Origin of the sequence: Pseudomonas sp. PP3 (assembly GCF_905336995.1) — a bacterium.
Lineage (GTDB): Bacteria > Pseudomonadota > Gammaproteobacteria > Pseudomonadales > Pseudomonadaceae > Aquipseudomonas > Aquipseudomonas reinekei.
Genome location: NZ_HG995459.1, coordinates 4,786,941 through 4,804,471, shown reverse-complemented (window position 1 = coordinate 4,804,471; position 17,531 = coordinate 4,786,941). Strand labels below are relative to the sequence as shown.

Below are 17,531 nucleotides of genomic sequence, written 5' to 3'. Positions count from 1 at the left end.
TACGTGGATTGAAGGAGGCGAGTTGTTCCGCACCAGGGTCCCGGCCTCGTGCGGGCTCACACCCACCATATTGGTAGATGGGTAATCTTCGCCGCGAAAGTGTTTGGAATAAAAAAAACCGCTTGAGCATTGCCCGGCGGGGCTTTCATTTGCCTACTGCTGCCACCCTGCTGTCACCGCTAAACTGATCTGCCAGGTAAAAGTCTTGAGAGGCCCGGATTATATGGTGTCCCAGGGCAGGTTCGAGCTGCCAACCTTCCCCTTATGAGGGTAGGTTGGTCCATTTAGAGGGGGACTGACAAGCAGTAATTTATGAGCCTGTCAGAAGTGCATCAGTTCCCAAAGGACTGTTGATATACCCATGTTTGCGGTAATTTTCGACCTTGCAGGGTGCAGTCGATACAGGTCAATTTTTTTGGATCGGTCCCGTCAAATGCCAACGTTTGTCCGTATTTTCTGACGTTGTTTTCGGTGTAAACCTCGGTCCAGATTAGTGAGGAGCTTTTTCGACGTCCTTCGAAAATGACGAACTTCTCGCGATCGGCGCTTGACCAAATCATTGAACCATTTCCTTCTTTCCCAATTTTCAGTACGAAATGGTCAAGGTTGTATCCAGTTGCTTCGTATACCCCATCCTTCGGACCATTCTCTCCGCAGCAATCCTCTGCTTGGCCGACAACAACCCCCTTTGACCATAGTCCTTGGCCAATCACGTTTGGCATCTTTCCCCACCCTGAGCTGAGCAGGGCGTGGTACATGGGTTTTGCTTCGGCAAAACTTGCGAAGTGCTGTCCCTGCGCATCATTCAAATAGAGATATTTTTTGCCCTCAGGGTACTCGACCTCGAAATCTGTCTCTCGAATCCCAGTTGACGAGCTTTCAATGAGATGAGCGCCGTTTCCTTTGATCAGCAAAGTCATGTCCATAAGGGGAGCATAGGATCGATATTTATAGGCACCATCCGCGTCGAAAGTTGCTTCGCTTGCGTTCACAATGCATGTAGTAAAAAAAGCAATTAAAACGAAATTCGCTAATTTCAACGTAAGTCTCCTTTTAACTTGTCTTTCAATTGGATGTCAGTTGGGGAGCGCTATTTTGGCAAGGTGAAGAACTGCCACGTATTGGGAAGGCCGCTGCCCAGTCCACAGTTAAAGCAGTCCAGATTTTTTTCATCCAAGGCACGAGCAAAGACGAATGTTTTACCTTTGACATTAGTTAAAAAAGTTTTCCGTCTTTTTCTTTAACGCTAAATTTGTCTTCATTCAGGATGAGTTTGCGAAAGGGGTCGATTCTTATCGCTTTGGCTTCACTTCCATCTATCGAAAGTACGATCATGGGGCCGATAATTCCGTCCATTGACCGATACATACCGTTGTAGTCCTCTCCACAACCGCTAAGCATGACAATGGATAAGAACAAGCCTGCCCACATCATGTTCTTTGAGTGCGTTTTTCATTTCCATTGATTTACTGAGTGGTTAATGCTCAGCCCAGCTCATCCGTGCCAGAAGCTCCATGTCGAATTTTTTTGATCATTTCCTGAGGTTAATGCAGGATTTTTCAACACATAATAGGCGAGGGGAGGCAGTCCGTAGATCTGCCTCCCCTTCATCCAGCAGCCTGAGCATCCTTCATTTGTTGAGTGGAACGCTCCTTCTATTGCTCTACTAACGCTGCATGGAGTCACTGTATTGTAATTTTGGGTCATGTCAATAAGCCATCAAAGGCGTGTGTGAAGCTCTTCACATCACCCCCGATAGCTCAAATTCACGGGCGAATCTCGCTCGTTGCACGGACACATCTGATGACAGGCATTCGCCCCAACAGCTATCTAGTAGTTGTTGTCTAGCGACCTCTTGTGTTTCTGCCAAGATGTGCAGCAAACAGTCTCGAACGGACCCATGATTCGTCATTAATGCTATGGCACGGATTGCATAATTCTCAACGGCGTCAGAGTCAACCAACTGGCTACTGACGGACAGCGCTGGTTCCAATTGAAGAAAGCCCGATTCGAGTAGTAGGCTCCAGCTTGATTTTGAAACGGCTTGTCGAGCCTCATCTATCGTCTCGCCTAAAACCCGTAACAAGGCTTCGCGAGCTTTTTGGTCAGGGCAAAGTAAAGCTACTGCTCGAAGGGGATTTCTGGCTCGTGTCATATAGATAGGTCCTAACTGTGAATGAAAATCTGCGATGCGATCAGCCCGGCTCCTAAGCCGATGAGAACACTGAACAGCTCATTAGCTAATTGCTTTTCCTGTCTGCTCCGCAAAACGAATATGGCAGTTGCAGTCGTGAGGAGTGCCAGCGATCCCCAGGCCAGTTGGCCTGTTAGAAAGCTCGGCCAGACCGGCACGGCAGCGATCAGCGGAATGCTCAAGAGCAAGGTGGCCAACCAAACAGCACGAATTTGAGTCGAGTTCATGTCAGGCGCTCCCCACATAGGAGACGGTGGCAGCCGGAAGTTGTTCCACCAAGCGTTGGTACCAGCACAGGTGTATCTCCTCCAGTCGCGCATCTAGTCGATTCCGCTTGTTCAGTTCAGCCAATACCAGAGCGAAAGTGAAAACATCAATGTCGGGTGTTTCTACTAGCCGTACTTCAATAGGTGTCTGTTCCTGCCAGTCAAACGCAGGGATGCCACTCAGCTGAGGGCGTAGATGCTCTGGGTCGCCACGCAAAACCCAACACAATCCAGGCCATGGCGCGAGCGCATCAAACATGTATCGAAGATCTACTGGGGTATCCCAGGTTTTGGTCCAATCAGCAGTTAGGTAATCATCAAATGTTAGGCCCATGATTGGCTCTCAATAGATTGCTGGAACCCGCATCGTTACTGAGAGTTTTGTGTGCCAGTAGCTATTTCGTGTTTCCGATCTTGGGATCTGAAATCAGGGTGTGACGAGTACGCAGCCCAAAATTAGGTTTGATCATCATGATCTTTCGGTGACCTCGTTTTCTGGCTGCGCGGAGTCCGTCCTTGGGCGAACTTGTTTGCGTTGCTCGCCGGGCGCGAGTTGTCGATACTCGCTCGTTTTGGATTCAAGCTTGGTCCGCTGTAACTACCTCGGTCGGAGCCTTGAGTGTTCTGCCGTGCTGCAGGATTCAAAACAACCGCGCGGCCTTTGGTGCCGCTCCCACCGCCACCACCACCTCCGTTGTTTTTACCGGACGGACCAGTCTGGCTGGCGAATTTAAGTGCAGCTTTTTTATATCCGGAAAGCGACGTGACTAAATCTGCCGTTGCCTTCATCGCTTGAGGTGCAGTCACCGCTTGAGCGCGGGCTGCACCCAGTATCGCTGTGACGCTAACTCCGGTGAGCTTGGTGGCAAGCCAGGTTGCAGTTAATAACAGCACACCAAAAACCATCTGAATCATGCCGTACACCATGTCGATATCAGCACCACCACCCTGCCACCCTGCCGCAGATGCGGCTTGGGCCAGAGCCGCGCTGCTCATTACCACCGACGAGCTCACAGCGATGAGATGAGCGAAAAGAATACATAGCACGGGAAAGACCAGCATAGAGAGCCAGCTCGTCAAACTGTGGAAGCCACGTAAAGGCGATAGTAGAAATGCAATTGGTCCGGTGATTAGAACGAGCCAAAATATGCCAGCCATCGCCCCCACAAACATCGGAAGTAACGTTTGCAGTTCGAGCCAGGCGACCGCGTTTTTTCCCATTTGCCAGGTAGACATCGTTCCAGAAATGATGGCATTCAGACTGCTGGGGGCTACCTTTTCTCCGCCCGCAAACGTCGCCTGCTGGACACGCATCCATGCTTTTTGAGCAGCTAACACGCCAGTGTCGCTATCGACATTTTGACCACCTGACGCTTTCACGCTGCCGGTTTCTACTAGCCCGTTGTAGGCTTGCTCCGCGGCAAACTGGGCGACTTGGTAAGCCTCGACGCAGTTTTTGGGGGCGTACCCTAAGGCTGCCCCCTTGCCTCCTTCCTCCGGTTGCCAAGCTGCGACATTGTTTATCATCTTCGTCGCTAGCTCGGCGGGGGCATCACTTATCTTCAAGTAACTGGGATTTGATTCCGGGTTGCCAGAAGCAATTGCCGTCCAATATTCCCTAGTGGGAAGCGCGTAGGCTCTGGCGGTTACAAACGGTTTTGCATCTTTTTCTAAGGCGCTTATCCCCTCTGCTCGACGGTCTCGTACCGAGCCAGCATCCAGAATGCTATTAGCCATGTTTTGCATTGTTTGAATCTGTGTCCAAGGCATGCTGCCGATAATCTCTTTCGCGCCTTGGCCCGCGATTTTCATTTGCGCGATCCGACTGATCTTTTCATCCGGTATGCCCAGTCCACTACCACCTAACAGCCCAACGGCGTGGTAGGCCTCTATTGAGGTTCCGTCGGCATAGTCCCTGATTGCGCGTGGGGATGGCGAACACTGCCCGTTGTAGTCACGGATGAGCCTTGCCAAATCGCTATTCGCATACTCATTAGCCGAACGCTCAACGCTGTATTGAATCAGCGCAGAGGTTGGTATGAAGGCACCGTCAACATGCATCTCCGCCATGGTGTTGCTAAGCGTCGCATTCAAGGTTCTATTGAAGGACATCACAAGGGAATAGGCTATCCGTTGGCCATGAGTGGCCTCAATCGTAGAGCCGCCCGTTAATGTCAAGGTGGTCGGGCTGAGGCCGTATGTAATAACCAGAAAAATCGCCGCTGTGCTGAAAATTGCTTTGAAAGGGCCATCGGCAGGCAGGCGAATAAGCGCGATGATCAAGGCGATGAAGCCGACTGCTGGTAGCCAAGCATTGATACTTTTACCCAGGGCAGAAAAAAAAGGCGCAGTCGCAACGATCAGGAAGTCGAGTGCGCCGTCAAACAATCCGAACAGCCATTCAAGGCCAGCCAGTGAGTCGGCGCCCATTTTTATAGGCTCCTGTCGTTGTTGATTTTTTTCCTGGGGGCAAGCCAAACGAGTAACAAGGTACCTAATAGCAGTCCAGGCGCGTGCCCCAAGTAGGGAACCTGATCAATGCCATACCGGGCCAGCCAACCACAAAGACCAACTACCATGCCCATCCCCGCAATTCGAAGAACCCTGACTTTTCTTCCTGCCGCTTGATTGTCGCAGGTGTTCATTGCCCAGGAATCGGCATCGCCTTTTTTGAGGCGTTCGAACAGGCGGGCGATTTTTTGCGTCGGCGTGTCGCTGCATTTTTTCTTGCTGGGAGAAGGGCGCATATTGCTATTACGCATATCAAGCTGTCCTTTTGATGACCTGGTAGGCAGTAAATCTCACCGTAAATGTGGGTGCCAGCCAAAATAGGCCCTAGAAATTCACCCATGGTGTGATCGACTTATTTACTTGATCCGAGGTAAACGCTGGTGATCGAAATTCGTTCGTGACCGAGCTCCAGCGAGATGAGCTGCCGCGCTTCGCGATCGCTCAAACCCGCGTGGGTCGAGTCTGTGAGCGAAGGTATTGACCCGACCCGGCCTAGCCAACCAGACTCGAGACCACCAATCAGTTGGCCTTGTTCGATACGCTCAATAGAGGCCCTTACCGCGGGGGCTTGTTTGCCGGTGAGCTCCAAATATCGCTGTTGTGCATAGTGATGGCGCAGCCCGTGCATACGAGTAAGTCCCGCAGCTCGAAGCTGATCTTCATAGCGCCTCAGTTGCTCCCGATAGTTAAGTTGTGCAGGAATCAGGCTGGCATTGCCCGCAAACGCTCTGACCTCGTCCAACACCGTCCGCTGGAGAAGTGTTCGAACCGGGATGGATCTGGATTTTCCCCCTTTTGTCCAGGAAGCTTTCAATTCGATTCGGTTTCCCTTGTCGGCGACTGCAACGATGAACTTGATTGCTTCTTCTCGACGCAAGCCGAATGCCGCCTGCAGGCGCAGGCTCTGACGGACATGTGGGTCTGTGATTTTTTCGAGATTGGCAGCTGGCAAATCGCGTGCTTTGCTTTCCTTCACGACATAGGTGCGCCGAGCGATACCCAGCTCATCATTGGTGATTCGCGCAACGCCGACACGTCCTGCTTTTTCGAGTGCCCAGCGCAGATGACTCATTCGGTTTTTTTGGACTCCGGGACTGATGCCGGTTTCCTGCCAGTGGGCTACGAGCGCCTTGATATGTCGTTGTCCAAACGTTTCGGAACGTAGATTGCGATATCCCAAGTCGCGCAGTTGCTGGGCGCTTAATTTCAGCGTTGCCGCCCGCGCCGCCTGAGTCGAATAAGAACCGTCGCGGTTGCGCCTTTGCTGCTGGGAAAAGTCCCACTGTAATTTGTCCATAAGCTCGTCCCATCCGCTGCTAGAAATCCACAAGACTCGTCGAGTTCGAAACGCCAAAATTTCGGTAAGTGTTGGTTCCTGTCCTCGTCGCAGGAGCGAGAGGAGCTGAGCTTTCGCTCAGGAGCGGAACGGCGTTTCCACAGGCGGCCCAGTTGGGCATCGACTACGGCATATCCCGGGGGAATTGCGGTAACGATAGGCGGGCGCTTGATCACGGAGGAATAGCTGCAGCCACCATCAGCTGTGCGCGGTTTTAGACCGCAATCTCGTCGAGCATGGATCGACAACCCAACCAATTCTGGTTGGTGGACGGGAGCCCGAGCGCCATGCTGCGCCGGGAGGACTTGCTCCGAAGAGTCTGCCCATTACTGATTAGATCCCTGGTCTAATCAGGCCTTTTTTCGCGGTGGGCACGACTCAGTTTTAAGTCCGGAGCTGGACGTTTGCTCTACATCCCAAATCAGCGTTTGAGCCTTCTACTGATTGGTCCGGTTTACGACTTGGCTGTCGGGTGATGAAGCACATCAGGTCGGTTACCAATCCGATCGATGTTGCCGTGTCGTATACCTGCAGTAGCGGGTGAGCGACTTGGCGACGGCACGTGATCAGAAAGGCTGATCAACGTGCCATCTCTCATCAGCAAGGTCTCAAGAAATAACGAGAGGCCCTGGGTGCTGATGATGAGAGTTTGTAGGTCATCACTAGGCTGTCACTGAGCAAATTAGCTCAAATGTAGGCAGTGGCAAAGTGAAAATGAGGGCTGGAAATTCCGTAGGTGTACACGGTTATTTTAGGGAATATTGCTTTTGGCGAAATCACCTTCATGCAGTGGCCAGTCTGTCCAAGCAGGCATGATCGGACCACTAAACAACTCCGCTTCCAGCTTGAGTTCCGGCCTTTCTCCTAAATTCGCAAAGGCTGCTTCCGTTATGAATCGCGAGCCGCTGGGGGCCGCTTTGCGGCCCTACGCTTCGCGTCACTACCGAGTTGTAGTGACGCGAAGCTAAAAGCTGCGTATCTCTATCCCCGAAGCTCCCCTCTTTTTCCCTGAATTGCCCTGAGTGTCCCTCACGCATACCTCATTAATCCCCCATTTCTCCCCCATTGCTCAACCTGAGGAAACCACGGCTGATACATATTCCCTCAGAAATCCCCCATTCTCCCCGTAATGGCCGAAAGCTCCCCGACAGCTCCCCGAAAGCCCCTGTATGATCCCTGATCAAAACGGAGCATCAGATACAGGGTTCATTACGACGGTGGGTAAATCAGGCTGGGATCTCCGCTGCCCTACCCGCGTAGAGGGTGGCTGCCTGCTTGATGGGCTCTTACGGCCTCTATTCAGGTTGATACAGAGCATGGCACACCACATACGCGCGATGTTCGTACGCACTTCTGTGATTTCCGCTCGACACACCAAGTCATTTAGAACACTTGTGAGGAACGGCCTGCGCGCTTCGCTTGCTTACTATTTAGTGAAAAAACTTAGGAGGGTAAGGCTGGTGAAATTTGTCCGAAGCTAAGGCCTGATGCGCCCGTACTGGGCGCGTCTTGTGCCGCAGCTCGTGGATGATTCTGGAAGAATCATGGATGCAATTCTGGCGCTTGTCGCAACGTTAAGCCCTGATTGGGTTCTGACGATTTTGCTGGTTACCGTTACTACGGGGTTTGGACGCTATTGCTACGGGGAAATGGTGCTGATACTACGGGCGTTCCTTCGGGCGGTGAATCGTCCATTTGCCCTTGGCGTATTCACTCAGGGTCCAGCCGATCACCTCTAGCTCAGCTAATGATTTGCGGGCGGTTGTGCGACGTTTCTTGAGTGCACTGACGTTGCTGGTGTCGCTGGGCCAGACATAGTCGCAGAGGGTCTCGAGCCTTGCATTGCCGGCCTTACCAGGATCAATCCAACCGCAGAGACGCTGATGAATTAGACGGGCTGCATCCGACTTAAGCGCTCTAACCTCAGCCATTTCGATACGGGTGTAAGGGCGTTGCCCTAGAACTGCTTCAGCAATACGCGGATTGAGCGCTACGAATAGGGTTTTATTTATTTGGTCAAAGGTATGGCTCATCAGATGAAAAGACGCTTGTCGGTGTCCTTTCATCAATACGACAGTGACATTGGACATGCGGATGAGGCTGGCTTTAACATTTTTGATGTTATCGCCCCCATCAGTCAGGCCGATTTCGGTAAGTAGCTTGGAGACGCTTGCATGCACAACAAGTCCGTCTTGCTGTGTAGCTTCAAGCTGTGGGTCAAGTAGCAGTCGAAGTTGTTGGTTTTTGTCGCATTTGGGGACGGAGGTGAGCAATATCCCATTGGGGCCTGCCAGCGCGACGAGGCCTTGCATTAGGCGCAAGTCATCAGCGCACAACGGCTCAAAGCCTATAAATCGGACCTGTTCATCATCACCATATTGGTATCTCACATCCAACTTGTGTTTTGTTCGTTCACCACGCTTAAGACTTCGGAACAAGCCGGGAGCTAGACAATGGGCTGGGTCATGACGGACGTGACTAAGTTCATACTTCATCTCTCCGTCCTTTTTTCTTCACGCCCGTACTTAGCTCCTGAACGTCAACGGGAACCAATACACCGCCATGGCTACGGTTATACCACCGGTTGCGAGGTGTAATGTCGTAGTTCTGCTTGCTCACACCGAATCGTACAAAGCTGCCCCGTTGGTCGCTAAAAGAGGCCGTGTCTTGGTTCAAAAATCGTATTTTCTTAGTCTCATCTTCTCCCATTTTCGCCAGATAGCCGCACCACCGCACATTGTCGATCAGAGCAGACGCGCCCCTCGCCGCGTGTTGTTGGTCGGTCTGGCCCTCACGCGCGCTGCCCTTACTCACGTGGTGCAAATACAATACCGAAGCACCTGTTTGATCTGCGACGTACTCAAGCGTAGATATGAGGTAAGCCATTTCTCCGTTGCTGTTTTCGTCAAGCCGGTGGATTCGACTCAACGTGTCCAATACGATTAAGCGGCAACCAGTACATTCGCTTACCAAGCTGTCCAGTTCCTCTTGAACCATAATGTTCCATCGATTGCCTGTGATCACCTTCAATGTCATGGATTTCGTAATTGCAAGACGGGCGCTTGGTGTGAGTTTTTGGCCAATACTGTAGATACGCGGATGGAGCGCAGAAACCGGATCTTCAGCGGCTATATAAACTACATGCCCACTGCGCGTCGGTGAAATATTCAGCAGATCACCACCGGGCACGCTGCAAGCTACAGCCATAGCTGCTTGCAGCGCCCAGAAGGTTTTTCCAGTAGCCCCGGGTGCGACTATTGCCCCTACCGTTCCAGCTAAAAAACCAGGCCAGATGAAATCCAGCTCAGGGGGGGCGTTTTCAAATGCTGCTTTAAGATTCATCGGCATTACCGCTCCCTGATACTGAGGATCACTGATTCAGTGGCTACTTCAGATTGAAGCGATACGTCTGATTTTGAGCTGGCTACCGCTGTACGAGCGGCAAGCTTCGACTTCTGCCAAAGAGCCAATTCTGACGATACAAATACGACCCGTGCTTGGCGGGCAGAGCCATCTTTGATCGGTCGAGGGAATGAAGCATCACTGGCCATGAGCTTGTACAAACCGCTGCGCGATTTGCAAAGGAGCTTGCAAGTCTCAGCCAGGCTGAGCATTTGGATTGGTGTGTCGGTGTGCATCAGTAGGTCTCCGTTTGATCACGGATTCCTACTGTATAGAAGCGATTTTTTTATAAAAGCCAAAAGGACCCCTAGTTTTTCAACCGCCATTTTATTCATTTGTCGAACCGGCGAATCCCAGATTGGACTCGGCCATCAAATTCGGCACGTTGAGAAGGTGTCATACCTTTTTCTAGGCTGTCTAAATAATCACCGTACCACTGCATCATGGCTCGGCGCTGTGAAAGATATTGAGCCTTGTTATAAATGCCCGCGACTCCTGCTTCGGTGTGCGCCAACTGGGCTTCGACATGTGCCTTCTCCCAACCATGCTCCCGCAAAAGGGTACTGGCTGTGTGACGGGTGCCATGGCCTACTAGCTTGCCCTTGTATCCAATTTTTTTCAGTGTCAGGTTGATGGTGTTTTCGCTGATGACTGCTTTTTTTGATCCGATTCCAGGGAATAAATAGCGACCTCGCCCGGTACTCCGCTGGAGATCTCGTAGCGCCTCAACGGCTTGCGAAGAAAGTGGTACGACATGGTCGCGTTTGCTTTTCATTTTGGCGGCAGCGATCGACCATGTGCTTTTCTCTAAATCAATTTCTGACCACTCGGCCCACCTCACCATTCCGGGACGAGATGCAGTCCACAGACATAACCACGTCGCTGTGCGCGCGGAAGTACGGCTAGTGCTACTGCGAAGAGCTGTCAGAAAAGCAGGAAGCTCGGGTTCCAACAGATGTGGGTGTGGAATAGCCGCCGGAGTTTTTGTGGCAATCGTTACGAGCTCGGCAGCGGGATTGACTTCACACAGCCCTCTAGCAATCGCTTGACTGAAAATTTGACGCAATGCCACACGAATTTTATCCCTGGTGTTTGTTGCCCCTCTCGCTTCGATTTTCTCTTGGAGGAGGGCGCATTCCCTTGGTGTGATTTCGGCTACTGGTCGCTCCCCTAGCGCGGGCAAGATATCGTTATCCAGATATCCTCGCATAAGGCGAAGCGTGCTTTCAGCAAGCCCGTCATCAACCTTTCGTTGATACCAATACGCTACGGACTCTCTAAAGGGGTTAATGGAGGCCGCAGATTTCGCGGCGCGCTCCTTCGCCTTATGCTCGACTGGGTCGATACCCTTGGCCACTAACTCACGTAATTCTATGGCTTTCTGGCGTGCAATTTTGGCAGGGGTGTCCGGGTAAGCGCCAAGTCCATGCCAGCCCCATCGACCATCAGGTTTTTTATGGCGAAGCAGCCAACCTTTCTGGCCGTTGGGCTTCACACGAAAATACAAACCGTGGCCATCAAGCTCCCGGTACTCTTTGGCTTCCGGTTCTAGACTAGCTAGCGCAGTGTCAGATATGGGGCGCTTTTTGATGTCCGAACGCTTCATTTTTGTACACCAGAGTTATGTGTTTTTTTCAGTGTACAGCTGGGTGTACACCGATCACAACCGTATGGGGCATCAAGCAAAAGCATCCGGACACAAAAAACCGGCTAAGGAGGCCGGTTTCTCTAGGGGTTAGCTGCTCGCCGGCATATGCGGGAACATGCTGAAACAAGGAAGTGGAGCGGGTGAAGGGAATCGAACCCTCGTTATCAGCTTGGGAAGCTGGAGTAATGCCATTATACGACACCCGCTCAGAGCGGTGACTTTGTACCAGATGTGGGCATGGAAATGAAGTTTTTCTTTGCGCCAGACGGGTTTAGCACAGATGACACGGAGCAACGACCGGATGACGGTCTGTCGCGGGCAAGCTTCGTTCCAGCAGGAATGCCATAAACGCAGCGGGGCGAAGCTTGCTCGCGATGACTCTCTTTCAGATTGCCAATGCATGGTGGTCCTGGACGTAGTGGTAACGCGGTCGGCTTTCGTGCAGCGCCGGCTTCAGGAACCCCATCAAGGCGTTGCGGCTGTCTCGGCAGGCGGCTTTGTGTTCCATGTCGAGAAAGTGGCCGGTGGCCTCAAGGGTGGTGAAGGTGGCGTTTTGCACGTGGTTGGCGAACAACCGGGCGCCATCGGCGGCGGTGTATTCGTCCCATTCGCCGTTCATGAACAGCACTGGCACGTTGATTTTCTCCGAGGCTTTCAAGAAGCACTGGCGGTCGCTGTGCAGCAGGTCGTTGATGTGGAAATGCATCTGCCCGTATTCGTGATCGGCCAGGCTGCTGACGTGCCGGTAGTTGAAGCGCTTGAACAGCGTCGGCAGGTGTTTGCCGATGGTGCTGTTGACCAGGTTGCCGACCCGGTCGCCATCGCGACTGCCGAGGTAATCCACACCGCGCTCGAGGTAGTCGAGCATGTGCGCGTTGATTTCCGGGGAGAACGAGCTGATCACGGCTTTTTCGATGCGCCGTGGCCGGTGGGCGAGGGCGACCAGGGTCGCGGCGCCACCCCAGGAAAACGACAGCACGTGTTCAGCGGCGAAGTGGTCGATCAGCTCCAGGAGGATCTGCCCTTCGACTTCCTTGGTCAGCAATTTCTCATGCAGGTTGTGGGCTTTGGACTTGCCCGCGTAGGGCTGGTCGTAGCAGACCACATTGAATTGCGGGTGAAGGTTCTTCACGGTTTGTGCAAACGACGCAGTCGTGGCCATCGAGCCGTTGACCAAGATGATGGTCTTCTCTGCGGCGTCTGCGCGATAGAACTCCGTGTAAACCCGATACTGACCCTGTATATCCAGCACAGCGATTTCTGGCCTCATGTCATAAGACTCCTGGCAAGCGGGTATGCGCGCAAAAGAGATTGCACGAGCTTTGTGACAGGTAGGCATATGCCTGGAATTTTGAGAGGCCCATGTCGATCCAGTGCAGTCCGGTCGACGGGTATTGTTATTGGCGGGCAGTCTGCCGGGTGAGGCCGGAACCCAAGGGTTCCTACCGGCAAAAAGTTTCTTAGAAGTATGTGGTGACTTGTCGGTCACATTTCGGCCGACGTCCTGATTCAAGCAGGGGTCACATCATTGCGCAAGTGCCGTTGGTAAATTGTTCGACAACTTCTGCTCAGCGGTAGGCTGCTTAGATCAATTCGATCTCATCAACCCTCAGCGGACGGTATTCGCCCGGTTTTAACGCATCGTCGAGCACCAGTGGGCCCATGCGTTCGCGGTGCAGGCGCAGCACTTTGTTGTTGAAGTAGCCAAACATGCGCTTCACCTGATGATAGCGACCTTCGACGATGCTCAGGCGCGCGCACTTCGGCCCGAGCAGCTCCAGCTCGGCGGGCTGGGTGGTGAGGTCTTCGAAGGCGAAGTACAACCCTTCGTTGAATTTGATCGCGTATTCGGGGCCGATGACTTGCTCGGTTTCGACGTAGTAGACCTTTGGCAGTTTGGTCTGCGGTTGGGTCAGGCGTCGTGACCAACTGCCGTCGTTGGTGATCAGCATCAGCCCGGTGGTGTTGAAGTCCAGGCGTCCGGCGATGTGCAGTTCGTCCTTGTCCGGTTCATGGATCAGGTCGAGCACGGTCGGGTATTGCGGGTCGATGGTGGCGCTGACACAACCGGCAGGCTTGTTCAGCATGAAGTGGCGCAACGGTTTACCGGTTTGCAGCACCTCATTGTCGACTTCAACACGGCTGAATTCGCGGACGTCGCTGTGCGGGTCGCTGACGATTTTTCCGTCAACCCGCACGCGCTTTTCCACCAGCAGCAGGCGTACCTGCTTACGGTTGAAACGGGGCAGGCTGCTGAGGAATCGGTCGACGCGCATGGTTAACAATCGGGGATGAAAGGGCCGCGCATGTTACGCGATCGGCCGCGTCGCTGCTTGCAACTGCGCCTCGACCTCGGCACAACGCGGGCACAGGCACGCGGCGTTGCGCAGTTCGGCGGGCAGCGCTTCAAGCACCGCCGGGTCGATGCTGACGCCGTAGCACCAGCAGGCCTGGTCGGCGGTGCGCGGGTCGGCCAGGGCGCAGTCGTTGGGTGCGCCGCAGGCGGGGCAGAGGTCAGGCTGGTTCATAACTGGAGTGAGGCTTTTCCACGCAGGTGCGATTGCGGCCACTTTGCTTGGCCCGATACATCGCATGATCGGCCCGCGACAGCAGGGTGTGCAAGGTGTCGTCGGGTTGCAGGGTGGTCAGGCCGATACTGACTGTCAGATGCAGGGTGCTGCCGTTGTAGGCATAACGCTGCTGTTCGACATGATGACGAATTTTCTCGGCGATCATCAGACCGGTCTCACCGTCGGTGTCCTTGAGCAGCACGATGAATTCTTCACCGCCCCAGCGACAGACGATGTCGGAATGCCGCAGGCAGCTCTCCAGGTCCCGGGCAAAGCCGATCAGCACCTGATCGCCAGCGAGGTGGCCATAGGTGTCGTTGAGGGCCTTGAAGTGGTCCAGGTCCAGCAGCAACGCCGTCAACGGTTTCGGCTCCCGCTGGGCTTCGTGCATGGCTTGCGCGGCCAGCAAGTCGAAGCCGCGGCGGTTGGGCAGGTCAGTCAGGCTATCGAGGATGGCCTGGGCCTGGATCCTGCTCTGATAGCGTTTGATCACCCGATTGAGCAGGGCCAGCACGGTCAATGTGACGATCAGGCAGATCAGCAGGTTGAGGTACAGCGAGCGACGGATGTCACTGAGGTCGCCGTCTTCGCGCTTGTCGACGAACAGGTACCAGTTCAACTCCGGGATGAAACGCACGTTGAGAAAATGTCCCTGGCCTTCGCCGGAATATTCGTAGCTGCCGCTGTGGGGTTTGGGCAACTGGCTGACCAGGTTCTTCATGCTGTCGAGTTCGCCCAGGGTCTGCCCGATACGTGCGCCATCCGGACCACCCTCGGCGCCGGTCAGCACCACGCGTCCGAACGTGTCGACGAAGTACACGCTGCGCTGGTAGCGCTGCTGGTATTTGTCGATCAGTTTGATCACTGCATCGACCGTCAGCCCGACACCCGCGGCACCAATGAAACGGTCGTCGTAGTCGTAGACTTTGTAGTTGATGAATACCGTCAGGTTGTCCTTGTTGGCGAGGTCCGGGTCGACGTTGATCTCGTAGGGATCCTTCATGTCGCGCACGCGAAAGTACCAGGCATCGCGCGGCTCGGCGGCCTTGACCTGCTTGAGCACGCCTTTGGCGTGGTAGTACGTCAGGCTGGTGTTGGAGACGAAGAATGCGGTGTAGGCGCCGTAGTGGGTCATGACCTCGTTGAGGTAGCGGGTCATCTGGTCGGAGTCTTTTTCACCGTTGACCACCCAGTCGCGCATGAAGGTGTCGCGGGCCATCATCGAGGAAATCAGGATCGGTCTGACAAGGTCTTTCTGGATTTCCGAGTACACCGTGTCGGATGTCAGCGGCAGTTCGGTGTTAACGATGTTGTCGCGGATCGACGCCCGCGAGGCGTAGTAACTGAGGAATGACGTGGCGAGGAAACCCGCGCCCAGCAACGCGACCAGCGTGAGGACCAACGAACGTTGAGAATACAGCGGCGAGCGAAGCGGCATGGCAATTCCGTTGTCAGTAATCCGATGGCATGCATTCTAGTGGCACTGCCGGGAAATAACTGCTCTATGTGCGCCGCGAATGGTCGTAAATCTTGCCCGGACCTTGTGGGGGCGAGCTCGGGATCGCGCAGTATCAGACACCCGTGAAGGGCGTGCTGACGTCATCGCGAGAAAACTCCCACAGGCTTACTGTCCGACGTAATGCTGTTCAGTTAAGGACGAACACTGTACCTGTGGCGAGGGAGCTTGCTCCCGTTGGACTGCGTAGCAGTCCTTTTTTTGCGGGCCGCTTCGCGCACCATCGCGAGCAAGCTCGCTCGCCACAGGTTACGGCGTGCTCGCTCTATCTCTTGAATGAACAGCTTTACACTGTCAGACGAGGCTTTTCAGATACGCTCGCCATCCGCCGAGCTGGCTGATGTCGGTCGCTCCCTGCAAGCCATACGCCTCGCAGATAAAACCGCTCTCCCAGCGACCATCCGCCAGTTGCACTTTGCCCAACCCCAGCGGTGCGGGAATCCCGGTCAGGAACGAGCCCAATTCGTTGCTTGGCAACTCCCACACTTCCACGGCAATCGCCACGCCACCGTCCTTTACCCGAACCATGCCGGGACGAAACGGCGGGCCACCGGCCAGGGCGTACAGTTGATAGTCCGGTGAGCTGAATGTCGTTTCCACCCATCGCCCACCGCGTTGCTTGAGCTGCCAGTTCAGCGCCAACCCGTCCAGGTGCGCGCCACAGACCACCAGTCGGGCGCGGTCATTGCGCGCAACGGTTGTCGGCGCAGGCGTTGCCAGACCTTGTTGGCGCTGCAAACCGTGCGCCACGCTCAATAGATATTGATCGGTAAACGCCCGGCCAAACAGCGTGACGCCCCACGGTAAACCATTGCCCATGAAGCCGCTCGGCACGGCGATGGCGGCGTAGTCCAGCAGGTTCATGAAGTTGGTGTAGTAGCCCAATTCGGAATTGCGCTGCACCGGTTCGGCGGCGAGTTCTGCCAGGGTGACGGGGCGGCCAATGGTCGGCGTGACCACGCAATCGAGGTTTTCCAGCGCTTTGTCGCACAGGGCTTTCAACGCTTGCAGGCGGTACTGGGCGCGGAAGGTTTGCACGCCGCTGACGGCTGGCGCCTTGGCCAGCACGGCACGAATCACCGGCAGCACGGCTTCGGGATTCTGCTCCATCAGCTCGCCAGCCACGCTATAGCGCTCGGCCACCCAAGGACCTTCATAGAGCAGGCGCGCCGCTTCAAGGAATGGCGTCAGATCCAGTTCCACCGCTTCGCCGCCCAGGTGCTTGAGTTGCTCGATCGCATCACCGAACAACACGGGGCCTTCAGCACAACCGAAAAACGCCAGGTCTTGTGCGCGGGGCACGCCGAAGCGGAACGGGCGCGGCGTGCCAAACGCCGAGCCGTCATTCCACAGCGGATTGTCGCGGCTGTACTCATCCCGAGGGTCAAGTCTGGCGGTCAATGCCAGCAACTGACTGGCTTCCCGGGCGGTCGCCGTAAATGTGGTCACACAATCCAGCGTGCGACAGGCCGGCACCACCCCTGCGGTGGAAATCAGACCCTTGGTGGCTTTCATCCCGACCAGATTGTTCAACGCCGCCGGAACGCGTCCGGAGCCTGCCGTGTCGGTGCCCAAGGAAAAACTCGCGACACCGAGCGCCACGGCCAAGGACGAACCGGCACTGGACCCCCCCGACGGATATTCCGGCAGCACGCTGTTCGGGCAAACGCCATACGGCGAGCGACTGCCGTTGAGGCCCGTGGCGAATTGATCGAGGTTGGTCTTGCCCAACGGCACCGCGCCCAGCGCCAGCAGTTGCTCAACGATGGTTGCCGAACGCTGTGGCACGTAAGTAAAGGCCGGGCACGCTGCGGTGGTCGCAATACCCGCCAGATCAATGTTGTCCTTGATCGCGAAGGGCACGCCGTACAACGGCAGGCTGTCGATGTCGCGACCGTCGAGGGCCGCCAGATACGGTTCCAGTTCCTCGACACTCAGCAAGTGGATGAACAGGTGATAGTCCGGGTTCAGCGCCGCGGCTTTGTCCCGCAGGCTCAGCAGCAATTGCCGGGGCGTGGTGCTGCCGTCGCGGTAAGCGTTGCGCAGGGCGTCGAGTTGCAGATTGATGTTCATGTTGTGCGTCCTTTT

At 54.7% G+C, this 17,531-nt stretch carries 15 protein-coding genes and 1 tRNA gene; all 16 read right to left on the bottom strand.

Annotation, left to right across the window (positions count from 1 at the left end; genetic code table 11):
- Positions 1-332 precede the first annotated feature (332 nt).
- The 16 genes from KHO07_RS21925 to atzF all read right to left on the bottom strand — a co-directional run bounded on the left by KHO07_RS21925 (position 333) and on the right by atzF (position 17,516).
- Positions 333-1,040: a hypothetical protein gene (locus KHO07_RS21925; protein ID WP_212625519.1), complete on the bottom strand. Its 708-nt coding sequence runs from the start codon at positions 1,038-1,040 to the stop codon at positions 333-335.
- Positions 1,041-2,166: 1,126 nt separating this feature from the next.
- Positions 2,167-2,421 (bottom strand): hypothetical protein, encoded by a 255-nt coding sequence (locus KHO07_RS21920; RefSeq protein WP_212625518.1) that lies wholly within the window; start codon positions 2,419-2,421, stop codon positions 2,167-2,169.
- 1 nt (position 2,422) lies between these two features.
- Complete coding sequence (locus tag KHO07_RS21915; RefSeq protein WP_212625517.1) at positions 2,423-2,794, bottom strand: hypothetical protein; 372 nt, start codon at positions 2,792-2,794, stop codon at positions 2,423-2,425.
- 122 nt (positions 2,795-2,916) lie between these two features.
- Positions 2,917-4,890: a hypothetical protein gene (locus KHO07_RS21910; protein WP_212625516.1), complete on the bottom strand. Its 1,974-nt coding sequence runs from the start codon at positions 4,888-4,890 to the stop codon at positions 2,917-2,919.
- A 2-nt stretch (positions 4,891-4,892) separates the two neighbouring features.
- Entirely contained in the window at positions 4,893-5,222 is a 330-nt protein-coding gene (locus KHO07_RS21905) for a hypothetical protein (protein WP_212625515.1), read from the bottom strand.
- A 101-nt stretch (positions 5,223-5,323) separates the two neighbouring features.
- On the bottom strand, positions 5,324-6,268 hold the full coding sequence (locus KHO07_RS21900; RefSeq protein WP_212625514.1) for a phage integrase N-terminal domain-containing protein: 945 nt from the start codon (positions 6,266-6,268) through the stop codon (positions 5,324-5,326).
- A gap of 1,700 nt (positions 6,269-7,968) precedes the next feature.
- Complete coding sequence (gene repC, locus KHO07_RS21895) at positions 7,969-8,802, bottom strand: replication protein C, IncQ-type (protein ID WP_212625513.1); 834 nt, start codon at positions 8,800-8,802, stop codon at positions 7,969-7,971.
- Positions 8,792-9,655: a helicase RepA family protein gene (locus KHO07_RS21890; protein ID WP_212625512.1), complete on the bottom strand. Its 864-nt coding sequence runs from the start codon at positions 9,653-9,655 to the stop codon at positions 8,792-8,794. Before KHO07_RS21890 ends, repC begins: the two co-directional genes overlap by 11 nt.
- Positions 9,655-9,945: an AlpA family phage regulatory protein gene (locus KHO07_RS21885; protein WP_212625511.1), complete on the bottom strand. Its 291-nt coding sequence runs from the start codon at positions 9,943-9,945 to the stop codon at positions 9,655-9,657. Before KHO07_RS21885 ends, KHO07_RS21890 begins: the two co-directional genes overlap by 1 nt.
- Before the next feature lie 95 nt (positions 9,946-10,040).
- Positions 10,041-11,315 (bottom strand): tyrosine-type recombinase/integrase, encoded by a 1,275-nt coding sequence (locus tag KHO07_RS21880; RefSeq protein WP_212625510.1) that lies wholly within the window; start codon positions 11,313-11,315, stop codon positions 10,041-10,043.
- Between the two features lie 174 nt (positions 11,316-11,489).
- A tRNA-Gly gene (locus tag KHO07_RS21875) sits at positions 11,490-11,563 on the bottom strand.
- A gap of 179 nt (positions 11,564-11,742) precedes the next feature.
- A complete protein-coding gene (locus KHO07_RS21870) occupies positions 11,743-12,627 on the bottom strand; it encodes an alpha/beta hydrolase (protein WP_150732228.1) in 885 nt (294 codons plus the stop codon).
- 313 nt (positions 12,628-12,940) lie between these two features.
- Positions 12,941-13,633: a pseudouridine synthase gene (locus tag KHO07_RS21865; protein WP_212625509.1), complete on the bottom strand. Its 693-nt coding sequence runs from the start codon at positions 13,631-13,633 to the stop codon at positions 12,941-12,943.
- Between the two features lie 33 nt (positions 13,634-13,666).
- The gene (locus tag KHO07_RS21860) at positions 13,667-13,885 is read right to left on the bottom strand and encodes a cysteine-rich CWC family protein (RefSeq protein ID WP_212627674.1); all 219 of its coding nucleotides are present in this window, start codon (positions 13,883-13,885) and stop codon (positions 13,667-13,669) included.
- Positions 13,872-15,365 (bottom strand): sensor domain-containing diguanylate cyclase, encoded by a 1,494-nt coding sequence (locus KHO07_RS21855; RefSeq protein ID WP_212625508.1) that lies wholly within the window; start codon positions 15,363-15,365, stop codon positions 13,872-13,874. The genes KHO07_RS21860 and KHO07_RS21855 overlap by 14 nt, the downstream gene beginning before the upstream one ends.
- Positions 15,366-15,737: 372 nt before the next feature.
- The gene (gene atzF, locus KHO07_RS21850) at positions 15,738-17,516 is read right to left on the bottom strand and encodes an allophanate hydrolase (protein WP_212625507.1); all 1,779 of its coding nucleotides are present in this window, start codon (positions 17,514-17,516) and stop codon (positions 15,738-15,740) included.
- Positions 17,517-17,531: the final 15 nt, after the last annotated feature.